General features: G+C 65.6%; 11 protein-coding genes. 5 read left to right on the top strand and 6 right to left on the bottom strand.

The annotated features are described in order from the left end of the window. Window positions 1-20: 20 nt before the first annotated feature. On the bottom strand, window positions 21-932 hold the full coding sequence (locus OH764_RS08810) for a LysR family transcriptional regulator (RefSeq protein WP_027777115.1): 912 nt from the start codon (window positions 930-932) through the stop codon (window positions 21-23). A gap of 154 nt (window positions 933-1,086) precedes the next feature. Between OH764_RS08810 and OH764_RS08805 the strand changes: the two genes are divergently transcribed. Next, complete coding sequence (locus OH764_RS08805; RefSeq protein WP_498846500.1) at window positions 1,087-1,968, top strand: ProQ/FinO family protein; 882 nt, start codon at window positions 1,087-1,089, stop codon at window positions 1,966-1,968. 56 nt (window positions 1,969-2,024) lie between these two features. On the opposite strand, the gene OH764_RS08800 is transcribed toward OH764_RS08805, so the two are convergent. Continuing rightward, window positions 2,025-3,365 carry a TAXI family TRAP transporter solute-binding subunit gene (locus OH764_RS08800; RefSeq protein ID WP_498846499.1) on the bottom strand — a complete coding sequence of 447 codons (1,341 nt, stop codon included), beginning with the start codon at window positions 3,363-3,365 and terminating at the stop codon, window positions 2,025-2,027. A 53-nt stretch (window positions 3,366-3,418) separates the two neighbouring features. Between OH764_RS08800 and OH764_RS08795 the strand changes: the two genes are divergently transcribed. Together OH764_RS08795 and OH764_RS08790 are read left to right on the top strand one after the other, a co-directional pair. Then, window positions 3,419-3,676: a hypothetical protein gene (locus OH764_RS08795; protein ID WP_498846498.1), complete on the top strand. Its 258-nt coding sequence runs from the start codon at window positions 3,419-3,421 to the stop codon at window positions 3,674-3,676. Between the two features lie 232 nt (window positions 3,677-3,908). Next, entirely contained in the window at window positions 3,909-4,655 is a 747-nt protein-coding gene (locus OH764_RS08790) for a Rossmann-fold NAD(P)-binding domain-containing protein (protein ID WP_498846497.1), read from the top strand. Between the two features lie 171 nt (window positions 4,656-4,826). On the opposite strand, the gene OH764_RS08785 is transcribed toward OH764_RS08790, so the two are convergent. After that, complete coding sequence (locus tag OH764_RS08785; protein ID WP_498846496.1) at window positions 4,827-5,705, bottom strand: type 2 periplasmic-binding domain-containing protein; 879 nt, start codon at window positions 5,703-5,705, stop codon at window positions 4,827-4,829. A 133-nt stretch (window positions 5,706-5,838) separates the two neighbouring features. Between OH764_RS08785 and OH764_RS08780 the strand changes: the two genes are divergently transcribed. Together OH764_RS08780 and phnX are read left to right on the top strand one after the other, a co-directional pair. After that, on the top strand, window positions 5,839-7,089 hold the full coding sequence (locus OH764_RS08780) for a 2-aminoethylphosphonate--pyruvate transaminase (RefSeq protein ID WP_498846495.1): 1,251 nt from the start codon (window positions 5,839-5,841) through the stop codon (window positions 7,087-7,089). A gap of 74 nt (window positions 7,090-7,163) precedes the next feature. Next, window positions 7,164-7,967 (top strand): phosphonoacetaldehyde hydrolase, encoded by an 804-nt coding sequence (gene phnX, locus OH764_RS08775; RefSeq protein WP_498846494.1) that lies wholly within the window; start codon window positions 7,164-7,166, stop codon window positions 7,965-7,967. A 6-nt stretch (window positions 7,968-7,973) separates the two neighbouring features. On the opposite strand, the gene OH764_RS08770 is transcribed toward phnX, so the two are convergent. The 3 genes from OH764_RS08770 to OH764_RS08760 are packed head-to-tail and all read right to left on the bottom strand — an operon-like array spanning window position 7,974 to window position 13,353. Continuing rightward, the gene (locus OH764_RS08770) at window positions 7,974-10,937 is read right to left on the bottom strand and encodes an Hsp70 family protein (protein ID WP_498846493.1); all 2,964 of its coding nucleotides are present in this window, start codon (window positions 10,935-10,937) and stop codon (window positions 7,974-7,976) included. Next, window positions 10,934-12,793 (bottom strand): Hsp70 family protein, encoded by a 1,860-nt coding sequence (locus OH764_RS08765; RefSeq protein ID WP_498846492.1) that lies wholly within the window; start codon window positions 12,791-12,793, stop codon window positions 10,934-10,936. Before OH764_RS08765 ends, OH764_RS08770 begins: the two co-directional genes overlap by 4 nt. Next, window positions 12,790-13,353 (bottom strand): DUF2760 domain-containing protein, encoded by a 564-nt coding sequence (locus OH764_RS08760; protein WP_498846491.1) that lies wholly within the window; start codon window positions 13,351-13,353, stop codon window positions 12,790-12,792. Before OH764_RS08760 ends, OH764_RS08765 begins: the two co-directional genes overlap by 4 nt. Window positions 13,354-13,569: the final 216 nt, after the last annotated feature.

Below are 13,569 nucleotides of genomic sequence, written 5' to 3'. Positions count from 1 at the left end.
TGCTGCGAAGACCACGGCGCTCAGGCGAGCGCCGTGCCGGTCGTCACCCGGCGGATCTCCTCGGTGATGATGTCGATGAGCGCCAGCGCGGCCGGGCCGAGCGGGCGCTTCGGATGACTCACGAGGATGATGTGCCGCACGATGGGCGGCGACGCGATTGCACGCACGCACAAAACGCCTTGATCGACCTTGCGCTGCACGACGACGCGCGGCAGGATCGTCGCCACGCTGCTTTGTTCGACGAACTGCACGATCGTATTCAGCAGGTCGATCTCGAACTTCGGCTTGATCACCACATTGGCCGCGAGGAGCGCGGCGTCGAGCACGCCGCGCAGGCCGTTGCGCCGTGTGGGCAGCACCAGTTCCACGTCGGCGAGCGCGGCTAGCTCGAGTGTCGGCGGCAGCTGCGGACCGAGCGCGGCGCTCGTCACGAGCACCATCTCTTCGTCGAGCAGCGGCACGACGTCGAGTGTCAGGCGTCCACGCGGCTTGTTGATGACGGCTGCGTCGAGCCGACCCGCTTCGACCGCGTCGATCAGTTGCGCGCTGAAGCCGTCCGCAACTGAGACCTCGACCTGCGGGAACATCGCATTGAATCTTGCGAGGGATTCCGGCAGCACGCTTTCCGCCTCCGACGACACCATGCCGAGCGCGACGCGGCCAGTGACGATCGCATCGCGTCGGCTCAACTGCTCACGCGCGCGCTCGATGTCGCGCATGATCGGCGTGTAGAGGCGATACATCTGGCGCGCGGCGTCGGTCGGCGTCATGCCGTGCGGCCCGCGTTCGAACAGCTTCTGATGCAGCTCGGCTTCCAGCTTCGAAATCTGCATGCTGAGCGCCGGCTGCACGATATTGAGCCGCTTGGCTGCCCGCGTGACCGAGCCGTCCTCGAAAAGTGCGATGAAGTACTGGATTTGCCTGAGGTCCATGAAGCGCGAGTGCCAACTGAAAGGCCTGAAATGCCGAGTGTAATCGCAAGCTGGCGCAAAGCTCGCGGCGGCGGCTCGGACGGCGTTGCAACGCCGTCACGAAGGTCTTACCGAGCGCTGCTACAATCTCGTCTTTCTCGATTGGTTGTGCGCTATGGGTTTCGAACAACTTGCTGAACTGAAGAAGCAACTGGCCGCGGCACGCGCCCAGTCTGCGCCTGCCGCGAAGGCCGACGCCCGGTCCGGCGCAAAGGCCGAGGGCAGGTCGGACGCACGGCGCGATGCCAGGAATGACGGCAAGCCTGGTGCGAAGCCCGCAAAGCCTTCCAACGCGGCGCACTCCGCGAACTCCGGCACGGCGCCCGGCGCGAAGGCGGACCGGCGGCCTGGCGGCAAGCCGTCGCATCAGCGCCGTGGTGCTGGCGGTGGTGCCGGCGCGGCAAGGCCCGCAGCAGCGCCCGCGGCCGACGCCAAACCGGTCGATCCGGTGGTGAAGTCCATCGGGCGTCTGCAAAAGCGTTTCCCCAATGCGTTCCCGAAGAACCCGGCGCCGAAGCTGCCGTTGAAGGTCGGCATCTTCGAAGACCTCGTGGTGCACGCGAAGGACCTGTCGCTGAGCGAAGCCGAACTGCGCGACGCGATCAAGACCTGGTGCCGCGGCAGCCGCTACTGGAAGTCGCTCGTCGAAGGCGCCGCCCGCGTGGATCTAACGGGCGCGGAGGCCGGCAAGGTCACGGCGCAGGAAGCAGCGGGCGCGCAACGTTTGCAGGCGCATCGCGCGGCGAAGAGCGCGAAGGCGGCGGCTGCGTCGGCCGATTCTCAGAAAGAAACGCCCGCCGCAGGCTCCGTCGATGCTGCCGCGCCGGTTCATGAAGCCGTGCAGGACGCTCCGAAGGACGCTTCCCTCGAAGCTTCACAGCCTGGCGACCAGAAGAATGCGCAAGCCGGTTCTCCGGATGCGTCGCCTGACGACAAAGTTGCTGCGCAATCCGCCAACGGGTCGGAGACCACTCCGGCCGACATGAAGCCCGAATGATGTAGAAGCCGGCCACCTGGAACTCACGGTGGCCGCTTATCACCGTGGCCACTCACTCAATGCGCCGCAGCCGCAAGTCTCGCGCGCACGAATCCGACGTGTTCGCGCAATACATAGAATGCGTCCGCATACGCTAACGGCATGCGCAGCCGATTCAGCGATTCCTCGATCTGATCAAGTTCCGCGAAGAGCCGCTTGCGCTCGTCGTCGGTTGTCTGCGCGAGCGCGCCGCGCTCGATCGCAATCAGCGAACCGTAATAGCGGTAGATGCGCGAACGCACTCGCCACGCATACAGCGCCGGGATCAGCCGCATCGCGGGAAACAGCAATACGGCCACCGGCAACAGCAACACGAGCGTGCGATCGCCGATGCTCGCGAGCCAGAACGGCAGCGTCCGGTACAGAAAGCTCTTGCCCGTGCGGTAGTAGCGTTGTGCGTCTTCGCTGATCTGATACTCGTGCGCGGTCGGGCTTGGGAATTGGCCCGCGCGCTGTAACAGGCCCGGCATGCCATGCACTTCCTGCGCCGCTTCGATCAGCAGATCGGAGATTGCCGGATGCAGATCGGTTCGCGCCACCAGTTCGACCGTCGGACTGATCAGATGCACCGTCTCAGGCGGAATTTTGTGTCGCAGATCGAGCACGCCTGGCGGCAGATCGATCTGATCCAGATACGGAAAGAGCCGCGTATAGGCGCTGGCTTCGTCGAAATTCAGCACCGAAATGCCCGGCACGCGAAGCAGGCGCAGCATCAGCCCACGCGTGGCGGAATCGCCGCTCAGGATTGCCGCGTCGACCTCGCCCTTGACGAGTTGCGTGGCCGCTTGCAGCCCGTCGCTCGGGATCAGCGTTGTGCCGCCGCCAGGTTCGATGCCGTTTGCATCGAGCAGCTTGAGCGCGAGCAACCGTGTGCCGCTGCCTTCGCGGCCCACCGCGATGCGTTTGCCTTCGAGTTGGGACAGCTGCGTCACGCCCGTGCCGCGATAAAACACCACCACGGGGACATAGAACACACTGCCAAGCGACACCAGCGACGACGTGTCGAGTCCGTCCGCCACGCCGCCCTGAACGAGCGCGAGGTCGACGTGCTGCTTCGGGTCGAGCAGGCGCTTCAGGTTCTGCACGGAGCCGTCGGACTCGAGCACCTTCAGCGTTACGCCGTTTTGCGCGAGGATCTTTTTATATTGATCGGCGGCGATGACAAACGAACTGTCGTGCGGGCCGGCGCTCAGCGTGATCGTCTTCGGCGGAGCGGGGTCGACGACCCATACGATCAGCGAGACCATGAGCAGGATCACCGCCGCCACGACGATATAAGGCAGCGTGTGATCGCGCCACTCGGCGTGCGGAGCATCGCGAGCGAACTGCGGAGGACGATGCGGACGCTGCGCTTTCATAGGCGTTTCGTGCGATTGCCGGGATAGGGCATTGTCCACCGCCGCAGGTAGAGTTGTCGTCGGCAGTTCGCTCTATTGACGACGAGGCGCGACCCGATGCGCAGCGCAGGCGGCCAGGCCGCCGCGTCGAGCCCGAACAGTTGCCGGAGTTCCGCGAAAGTCCTTTAATCGGTCAGGTTGCCAATCGTTCCTCAAGCAGTGACTACGCTAGCAAGGAGACGATCGTGTTGTCTGCTGCATTGGATACTCTGGGTGCGTTGGCGGTGCTGTTGAGCATCGCCGTGCATATCGCGCTCGCCCGCAAACGCTGAAGCCGCGTCACCGGGCCGGCAATCCCATCCCCTTACAGTCCGCTTGCTGATTGTTCCGCGATTGTTCGGCTGTCCCGACGTATCTTTTCGCCGCGAGCCGCTTTATCCGCATGGTCGCCTTGCTTACATTGTGTCCAGTGCCAGCGCCGCAGCAGTTCTGCTGAAACAGCGTGAATGCCGCGAATCGTCGCGGCAGCACTGAGGCGCTAACCCAACTCAAGGACATACGATCATGAGCAAGCTCGCAGGCAAGGTTGCAGTTGTAACGGGTGCATCGAAAGGTATTGGCGCGGCGATCGCGAAGAGCCTGGCCGCGCAAGGCGCGTCGGTGGTAGTGAACTACGCGTCGAGCAAGGCCGGCGCCGACGACGTGGTCGCCGCGATCACGGCCGCTGGCGGCAAAGCGGTAGCGGTGGCTGGCGACGTGTCGAAAGCCGCGGATGCGAAAGGCATTGTCGACGCGGCGGTGGAGACCTATGGCCGCCTCGATATTCTCGTCAACAACTCCGGCGTGTACGGCTTCTCGCCGATCGAAGAAATCACCGAAGAGCATTTCCATAAGCACTTCAATGTGAACGTTCTGGGCCTTTTGCTGGTCACGCAGGCAGCGGTCAAGCATTTGGGCGAAGGCGGCAGCATCGTCAACGTGAGTTCGGTTGTGAGCCGCATCACGCCCCCGGGCAGCGCGGTCTATACGGCGACGAAGGGCGCGGTGGACGGCATCACGGGCGTGCTTGCGAAAGAACTCGGGCCGCGCAAGATTCGCGTGAACTCGGTGAATCCGGGCATGGTGGCGACCGAAGGCACGCATAGCGCGGGCTTTATCGGTTCAGACCTGGAAACGTGGGCGGTGAGCACAACGCCGCTCGGCCGCATCGGTCAACCGGACGACATCGCCGAGGTCGTCACGTTCCTCGCCTCCGACGAAGCACGCTGGATCACCGGCGAAAGCCTGATCGCAAGCGGCGGAGCACGTTAAGAGAGCGGCGCGCGCCTTAATCGGGCGCGCGCCGTTGATTCGGACACCGATTCGAATGCGTCGCACAGATTGAAGAGAAGCAGCACGAAGGCAAGCGGCGCAGAAGGTCGCTGAAAACGCCGCTGAAGAACGCCGCTGAAAAACGCCGCTGAAAAACGCCGCTTGCCGGTGTCACACAGTCGTTGCCTCGATGCCCGGCAACTGAACAGCAAACAACGCGTCGAGCAGATTCGACCCCGGCCGCTCTGCGAGCCGCGTGAGCGACTCGGTCATCCGCACCTGACAATCGTCGAGCGGGATCATCCGGATACGCCGCGACTGGTTGAATTCCGCTCGGGCAATTACACCGACGCCCATGCCCTGGGCCACCGCTTCTTCGAGCGCCTCGCGGCCGTCTACATACATGACCGGCTCCACTTGCAGCGACTCGCGCACCAGTTCGATCTCGAGCAGCTGTTGCGTGACCGATTGCGGCTCGCGAAAGATCATCGGCTGCTGTACGAGCTCTCGATAGCTCAGCTTGCGTTTCTTCGCGACCGGATAGCGCACCGGCACCATGGCCACCAGCGGATCGCGCCGCAGCACGCGCGATTCGAGCCGGCTGTGAACCTGCGGCGCGGCGGTGATGGCCGCGTCCACCGCGCTCGACAACACCCGCTGCATGCAGTCCGCCGCGTTGGCGATGGACAGCGTCACCACAATGCCCGGATGCAGCTTGCGAAACGCGCTGATCAGCGCGACCGCGAGATCCGGTGCGTCTGCCGCAAGCGACAGCGAGCCTGACTCCAGCCCGCCGGCCGATTCGAGCAATTGCCGCGCGTCGCGCTCGCAGCTGACCATATGCCGCGTCACGCTGAAGAGGCGCAGCCCGAGTTCGGTGGTTTCGACACCGCGCGGTCCGCGCTCGAACAGTTTTACGCCGTAATCCTGCTCCAGTCTGCGCACATGATCCGACACCGCCGGTTGCGAAAGCGACAGCGCCTGTGCCGCCCGTGAAAATCCGCCGTGTTCGGCCACCGCATGAAACGCCCGCAATTGTGCGTATTGCACGTAAGCCTCCGTGGCATTGGAATCGGCTAGCTATAAGTATTTGCGATATGTGCATCGATTATATCGATTTTACCGATGCATGGCGTTTCGGTACTGTAGGCGCTATCCAAACCAGCAAGACTGGAGTTCCGGCATGGAAAGCGCGACTGGCAGTTCCCCGGCGAAAGCGCAAACAAGCGCCACAGGCGCGCCGTCACGGGGCAACCCCGCGATGGACCAACCGTCACAAGGCGAACCGTATCTGCTGACGCCAGGCCCGTTGACCACCGCTTTGTCGACGAAGCAGGCAATGCTGCGCGACTGGGGCTCGTGGGACGGCGATTTCCGCGCAATGACCGCTCACCTGCGCGGCCGGCTGCTCGACATCGCCGGCGACGAAGCGGGCGAATACGATTGCGTACCGTTGCAAGGCAGCGGCAGTTATTGCGTCGAAGCCATGCTGGGCAGCCTGCTTCCGCGCGACGGCCACGCGCTCGTGCTGGCCAACGGCGCGTACGGCAAGCGCATTGCGACCACGCTGCGCTACCTCGGCCGCGCGCACACGGTTCTCGACAAGGGCGATTATTTGCCGCCGCGCGCCGCGGAAGTCGAACGCATGCTCGACGCGGACGCGAGCATTACGCATGTCGTCGCTGTGCACTGCGAAACGAGCTCGGGGATTCTCAACCCAATCGAGGAAATCGCCGCGGTCACGGCGGCCAAAGGCCGCAAGCTGCTGATCGATTCGATGAGCGCATTCGGCGCCGTGCCGCTCGACGTACGCAACATTGCCTGCGAGGCGTTTGTGTCGTCGGCGAACAAGTGTATCGAGGGCGTGCCGGGCTTCGGTTTCGTGATCGCGCGCAAGAGCGCGCTAGAGGATGCCCGCGGACGCAGCCATTCGCTCGCGCTCGACGTGCACGATCAGTGGGACGTCATGAACCGCACTGGCCAGTGGCGCTTCACACCACCGACTCATACGGTGGCCGCGTTTATCGAGGCGCTGCGTCTACACGAACTTGAAGGCGGGCAGCCGGCGCGCCTCGCGCGCTATGCGAACAATCGCGACGTGCTAGTCGCGGGCATGCACGAACTCGGCTTCGAGCCGCTTCTGAACGCGCGCTGGCGCTCGCCGATCATCGTGACGTTTTTCTCGCCGGCGCATCCTTCGTTCAGCTTCGAGCGGTTCTATGAATTGATGAAGCAGCAGGGTTTCATCATCTATCCGGGCAAGCTGACGGTGGTGGAGAGCTTTCGGATCGGCTGTATCGGGCAGGTCGACGAGCATGTGATGCGCCGCGTCGTAAAGGCGTGCGCAAGCTCGCTGCGAACAATGGGCGTCAATCACGCCGCGCCGCCTGCGGCTGCGATCGAAGAGCGCAAGGTGCTTGCCGAGGCCGCCTGAACAACCTGCAGTGACCTGACCACGACCTGGCCGCAACATAGTCCCAACCACGCGGCAATACGAAACGGAAGTCAATGAAACACGTTAAAGCAGTGATCTTCGACTGGGCCGGCACGGTGGTCGACTATGGTTCGCTTGCGCCGATGGGCGCGTTTGTTGAAACGTTCGAGCAGTTCGGCGTATCCATCACGATCGACGAAGCGCGCGGACCGATGGGCATGGCCAAGCGGCCGCACATCGCGGCGCTGATGGCGCTGCCACGCATCTCGCGTGCATGGGCGGACAAGTACGGGCATGCGCCTCGCGAAGAGGACATCGACGCGGTCTACAACGTGTTCGTGCCGAAAAACATTGCGGTGGCCGCGAGCTATAGCTCGGTGATTCCGGGCGTCGCCGAAGTGGCGAGCGCCTTGCGCCGCGACGACATCCGCATCGGCACGACGACCGGCTACACGCGCGAGATCATGGCGGAGATCGTGCCGGGCGCGGCAGCGCAGGGCTTTTCGCCGGACAGCATCGTCTGCACGGGCGACACGCCGGAAGGGCGGCCGTCACCTTACATGATTTACAAGACGCTGCCGGAACTCGGCGTATGGCGCGCGAAAGAGGCGATCAAGGTCGACGATACCGAGGTCGGCATCGAGGAAGGAATCAACGGCGGCACGTGGGCCGTTGGCGTGGCCGTGAGCGGCAACGCGTTCGGGATGGCCGAAGACGACGTGAAGGCACTCGCGCCCGCTGACTTTGCGCGGCGCCGGGACGCGGCAATCGAAAAATTGCGGGCCGCGGGCGCGCATTACGTGATCGACAGCGTCGCGGATCTGATGCCGGTCGTTCACGATATCGACGCGCGGCTCGCGCGTGGCGAGCGGCCCTGAGCGCCGCTAGTCGGAGATCAGTTTCAGTCCCGCCGGCAACGACTCGCCGAACACGCGGCCTTCGTCCGCGTTATCCAGCTCGACGTTTTCACTGACCATCGTGATCCACGCGCGCGGCGCGCTCGCGGCTTCGAGTCTGCGCAGCACGGCGTGGCGCATCTCATCGGGCAGATCGCGCGAACGGTCGCCCGTCATGCGCGCAATCTGGACCGCGGCGAAGGCGGCCGGGTCCACCTTTTTCCAGTCGAGCGCGAGAATCGCATCGAGCCACTGACTCGCGACGTCGGCCGGCACGACGCTGTGCGCGCTGCCATAGAACGGCCGGCGCGCGCCGATGCGCCCGACCGCCCACCAGCCTTGATGATTCTCCGAAGGTTTCTGCAAACGCGCGAGCACCGATTCGCCGAGTTCGATCTTGCGCGCAACTGGGATGCGTTCGAGCGACGCGCTCAGGCGAACCATGTCGGCGGTGCCTGTTTTCGACACGTCGAACGGCAGCTTGTGACGCGATTGCGCGGCCGTCTGCAGATAGTGCATCGCATCGAGCACGCGCAGTTGCGCGCCTTCGTCTAAGCCGCCCGCGGCGCGGCGCCAGAGCGTCCACCATTCGGACCACACCTGGCTTTCCTGGACGTACTGAATACCGTCGTCGAATAACGACCATAATTGCTCGACGCGCCATTCGTCGAGTGGATAGCCAAAGCCCGGCCGTACGCAATAGCCGGCCAGATTGAGCCATAGTCGCTCGTGATCCGCCGAGCGGCGACGTCTGCGCGCGCGTTCCCAAAGGGCGCCGAACAGTTCACGCAGCAGCGCGCTGTTCCAGCTTTCCCTCGAGCCCAGCAACTGTTCGAGTTGCGAGCGCAAGCGTTTCACTTCCTTCTTGTCGACGTTTTGCGAGCGCGAGCCGAAGCAACGGTCGATCTGCTCAATGGCTTCGTCAAGCCGCGGATGCCGCGCCTGCGCGGGATCGTCGGAGAGGCTCACCTGCGCGTCTTCGCGGCGCAGCTGGAAGTCGAGCAGCCAGCGCTCGGCGGGATTGTCGCGATCGATGCAGTGAACTTCGAGCGTGCCGACCTCGGTGAGCGACGTGGCGATCCGCACGGCGGTCTCGCGCGCGCTGCCGGCGCCGCGCGGCTGCACGATGGTCGCGATGGGCGGCAAGCGGACGAAGTCGGCGCCTGAAAGATCGGCGAGCTCGCCGGGCGCGTACACAGTGTCCGCACTCGACGACACGAGGTGAAAGCGCACCGGATGCCCGAGGCGCAGCGCGAACGTACGCTCGGCGATCAGGATTTCGTGGCCTTCTTCGGTGCCGCGCGGCAGCAGACAGATACCGCGTTGCGCGGGCTGTGAATCCGGCTTGCCGCCGGCGGGTTCGTCGAGTACGAGGAAGTAGCTGCGCGGCGAGCCGCCGCCGATTTTCGGCGCGCCGCCCGCCCGCGCAAGGCTATAGGCGACCGCGCCGCGCGCGACGGCGACGTCCGGATTGTCGTTGTGCAGCACGTTAAGCGGCTCGCCGCGCCACGCGCCCAGCGTGGTCGCGAGGCGCTGTGTCAATGCGTGCGCACGGAACACGCCGCCGTTCAGCAGCAGGGTGTCGGGCACGGCGAGTGGTGGCGGCCCGCCGGCATTCGACGCAGGCTCGACGCCCGAGACACCGTGGGCGTCGGCAGCGGGCCCGGCGTCCGCGCCGGGGCCGGCGCCTGCATCGTTCTGAACCCACCCCAATGCCTTGCGCGACTGAGCCTCGAAGCGGCTCAGAAAAGCGGCGATATGGCGCGTGACGGCCGCATCGGTCGCGTAGGGCAAACCGAACTCTACGATCGCGCCGCGTGGCCGACCCGGCCGCTCGTGCGGCCCAACCGCAGGAAAGAATCCGTCGACGATCACGCGCTCCACTTCATCGCGCGTGATCTGAGCCGTGCGCGCTCCGCCGACGAGCTTCGAGCCCGCGCCGAGCAGCGTGATCGACGCCGAGTCTGGTGCCTGCGGTCCCAGTAGTAGTTCTTTCGCGCCGCGGCAACGTTCGACGAGTTGCGAAAGACTCGCCGCCGACAAACGCGTGCGCTCGCCGCCGCCGGCGAGGCGCGCTTCGACGAGGTGCGCGAGCGCGAGGTCCATGTTGTCGCCGCCGAGCATCAGATGGTTGCCCACGCCAATTCGCGTGAGCTGCGGTTCGCCGTCCGCCATGCCGACTTCGATCAGCGTCAGGTCGGTGGTGCCGCCGCCCACGTCGCAGATCAACACGAGCCGCGTATGCGCGAGTTCCGCCCCGAGCCGTTCGCGATGGTGGAACAGCCAGTCGTAAAACGCCGCTTGCGGTTCTTCGAGCAGCCGCAGCGAGGGCAGGCCCGCCATGCGCGCCGCCTCTACGGTCAGCGCGCGGGCGCCTTCGTCGAACGAGGCCGGCACCGTGAGCACCACGTCCTGCCGTTCCAGCGGCGCGTCGGGAAAGCGTTGATTCCACGCCGCGCGCACGTGCGCCAGATAGCTCGCGCTGGCTTCGACCGGCGAGACCTTGTGGACGTCGTCGGCGGCGCCCCAAGGCAGGATTGGCGCAACGCGGTCGACGGATGCATGCGACAGCCAGCTTTTCGCGCTCGTGACGAGCCGCCCCGGAACCTGAGCGCCGAGCAGCCGCGCAAGCCGGCCGATGACGACGGGCTGCGCGTCGACGCCATCGCTCGACAGCTTGCCGGTGTTGCTCGCCGCGCGCCGATCCGCATCTCGCGACGAAACCGATTCCCCGTCGCTCCATGGCAATTGCAGATCGCCCGCGCTCAACTCGCCTTGCGCGGGGTGATACCGAACCGACGGCAGCAGCGGACGCGCGGCGACTTCGCCGGGACTCACAAGCTGTTCGATCTCGAACACGCGAATCTCGTCGGACCCGGCTTCTGCATAAGCCAGCACCGTGTTGCTCGTGCCGAGATCGATGCCGACGCTGTACCGCTTCATCTCACTCATGCATTCGCGTTGCCGCGCACGTCGAACTCGACTTTCCAGCGCTCATCGGTGCCGCGCGGCACGGCTTCGAGTTCGAGCGTGCCGGCTTCCGTCACACGCGCATGCAGCTTGACCGGCACCACTTCACCGGCTGTGCGGCCTGCGGCGGGCAGCGTGGCCTGAATCTCCTCGAGTTCCTGCAACTCGTCGGGACCCCAGAAGTCGAGCAGCGTTCCAACCTGATCCTGACGACGCACCGACGACCCGAAGAACCGGAAGTGCACCGGCTCGCCGACGACGAGGCCGAACTCCTGCGCGGGCAGTTCGGCGTCGGTCCCTTCCTCCATGCCGAAGGGGGCAACGCACAGTGCCTGGATCGGCGGCTCCAGTCCTGGCACGGCGGGCATCGCCGACTCGATTGCAATGTAGTAAGCCCGCGCCGTGCCGCCGCGAATCCGTACGCCCTGACCGCGTCGCACGTAGCCGTAGTAGGCTGCGCCCCGCGCAACGGCCAGATCGAGATCGGCGCCTTCGAGCAGCCGCGCAGGAGCGGCGCCCTCTGCCGCGAGCCAGCCATTGAGCGTGCCCATGATGCGTTCGACGAGGAGCGCCGACTTGAACACGCCGCCGTTGAACAGCACCGCCGTGGGATGCAGGAAGCTCGCGCTTTGCGCGGCGTCGTGCGATGCCGTCTCGCCCAGACCTTCGAGTTCCGCGAGCGCGCCGACCTGACGGGCGAGGAACGCGGCCAGGTGCCGCGTGATGCCCGCGTCCTGCGCATAAGGCAAACCGAGCTGCGTGAGACCGGCACGGGCGCGGCTCACCGGGCGTGCGCCGCTGTCCACCTGCGGGAAAAAGCCGTCGAGAATGGTCTGCGTCAACTCCGCGCGCGTGAGCTCGGTGCGGATCGATCCGCCGATCAGCTTCGAGCCGCGGCTCGGCACGACGAGCGGTACGGTGTCGGTGGCCGGGTCGCTCAGTAGCGTTTCCTTGGCCGCGCGGCATGCATAGGTGAGGGCGCGCAACTGCCACGCATCGGCCTGAGTGCCTTCGGCAGCGAGTTTGCGGGCGACCACGTGCGCAAGCGCGAGGTCCATATTGTCGCCGCCCAGCAGAATGTGTTCGCCGACGGCCACGCGATGCAGTTCGAGATTGCCGTCGCGCTCGATGACGGCGATCAGCGACAGGTCGGTGGTGCCGCCGCCCACATCGACCACGAGAATGATGTCGCCGACCTTGACCTGCTTGCGCCACTGGCCGCCGCTTTTCTGAATCCAGCTATACAGCGCGGCCTGCGGTTCCTCGAGCAGCGTCATGCGGCCGTAGCCGGCGGCCTCGGCGGCTTCGGCGGTCAATTCGCGCGCGGCCGGATCGAACGATGCGGGAATCGTGACCGTGATGTCCTGCTCGCGAAACGGCGCGTCGGGGTGCAGATGGTCCCAGGCTTCGCGCAAATGCGTCAGATACCGCACCGAGCTTTCGAGCGGCGACACGCGTGCGACTTCGGGCGGAGCATCGTTGGGCAGGATCGCCGCGCGGCGATCGACGCCCGGGTGGCACAGCCAGCTTTTCGCGCTCGACACGAGCCGGATCGGCGTGGCCGCGCCGCGGCTGCGCGCGAATTCGCCGACGGCGAACTCGCGCTCGCCGGTCCACGGCAGGTGCAGGTCGCCGGGAGCCAGTTCATCCGGGTGCGGCAGATACAGGAACGAGGGCAACAGATCGAGGTCGGCAATCGCGCCGGGCCCGGTCAGCTGGGCAATGGGTAGCACCGTCAGCGCGGTCTTCTCGCCGTCGCTTGCACTCGTATCCACATACGAGAGTGCGCAGTGCGTCGTGCCCAGGTCGATGCCGATGGAGTAGGGCGCGTCGCTCATAGCTCCACCTCCGCCGGCGCGATCACCTTCGCGTTGTGGCTCTCCGCGAGCTTCGGCAAGCGCACTTCTTCGACTCGCCAGCCGCGATGGCTGATGTTGCCGCTAAACGGCGCCTTGCCGACGACGTTGCCGGTCAGGCGAATCGCGCTTGCGTCGAAACCTTCCTGAAGCGTGACGCGGCTGCCTTCGGCTTCGTCGCGCACCGGGCGGATCGTAAAGTGCTCGCGCAGCGTCGCGCGGCAACCTTCGTGGACGAGCCGTGCGGCGGCGCCGATATCGGCGTCGCTGAAACGCTTGATGTCTTCTTCGACGAAGTCGATGAAACGCGCGTCGCGTTGCAGTAGGCCGAGCAGTTGCAGCGCAGCGTCAGGGTTGGCTTCCTTTAGCGACGGCGCCGGCTGCGCAGCGGGCGCGCTCGCCTGCGCCCGTGCCTGGGCAGCCGTGTCGCCGTCGCGCACGCGCAGCACGCCGGCGGCGAATTCGCCGTCGCCGAGAATGCGGAAAAACGCGCTGACGGCCAGTGAAATCCTGCCGAGGAAGGACGGGTTCGAATCGGTCATAAATGCTCCTGAGATGCTCTGTTAAAGGACGAGCTGTCCCGAGTGCGCCACACGCGACGGGCCGGCATGGCCGCCGTCGCGCGATGTCTGGAAGGCGCGCCGCGTGGCGGCGGCCGGTGCCCAATGGCTGCCCGTGTCGCCGCGCTTTGCGCGCGCAAAACCCGTATTTTGCCTTGTGCGGCGCTCAACGCGGGCAAAGCCGGGGATTCTCGCGGG

This window comes from Burkholderia sp. M6-3 (genome assembly GCF_050858985.1).
GTDB lineage: Bacteria > Pseudomonadota > Gammaproteobacteria > Burkholderiales > Burkholderiaceae > Paraburkholderia > Paraburkholderia caledonica.
Note: the sequence above shows the minus strand (reverse complement) of the source record. Positions and strands in the feature narration are given on the sequence as shown.

Coding starts and splice junctions, on each gene's coding strand:
- OH764_RS08810 (WP_027777115.1), bottom strand. CDS start 932: ATGGACCTCAGGCAAATCCAGTACTTCATCGCACTTTTCGAGGACGGC.
- OH764_RS08805 (WP_498846500.1), top strand. CDS start 1,087: ATGGGTTTCGAACAACTTGCTGAACTGAAGAAGCAACTGGCCGCGGCA.
- OH764_RS08800 (WP_498846499.1), bottom strand. CDS start 3,365: ATGAAAGCGCAGCGTCCGCATCGTCCTCCGCAGTTCGCTCGCGATGCT.
- OH764_RS08790 (WP_498846497.1), top strand. CDS start 3,909: ATGAGCAAGCTCGCAGGCAAGGTTGCAGTTGTAACGGGTGCATCGAAA.
- OH764_RS08780 (WP_498846495.1), top strand. CDS start 5,839: ATGGAAAGCGCGACTGGCAGTTCCCCGGCGAAAGCGCAAACAAGCGCC.
- phnX (WP_498846494.1), top strand. CDS start 7,164: ATGAAACACGTTAAAGCAGTGATCTTCGACTGGGCCGGCACGGTGGTC.
- OH764_RS08770 (WP_498846493.1), bottom strand. CDS start 10,937: ATGAGTGAGATGAAGCGGTACAGCGTCGGCATCGATCTCGGCACGAGC.
- OH764_RS08765 (WP_498846492.1), bottom strand. CDS start 12,793: ATGAGCGACGCGCCCTACTCCATCGGCATCGACCTGGGCACGACGCAC.
- OH764_RS08760 (WP_498846491.1), bottom strand. CDS start 13,353: ATGACCGATTCGAACCCGTCCTTCCTCGGCAGGATTTCACTGGCCGTC.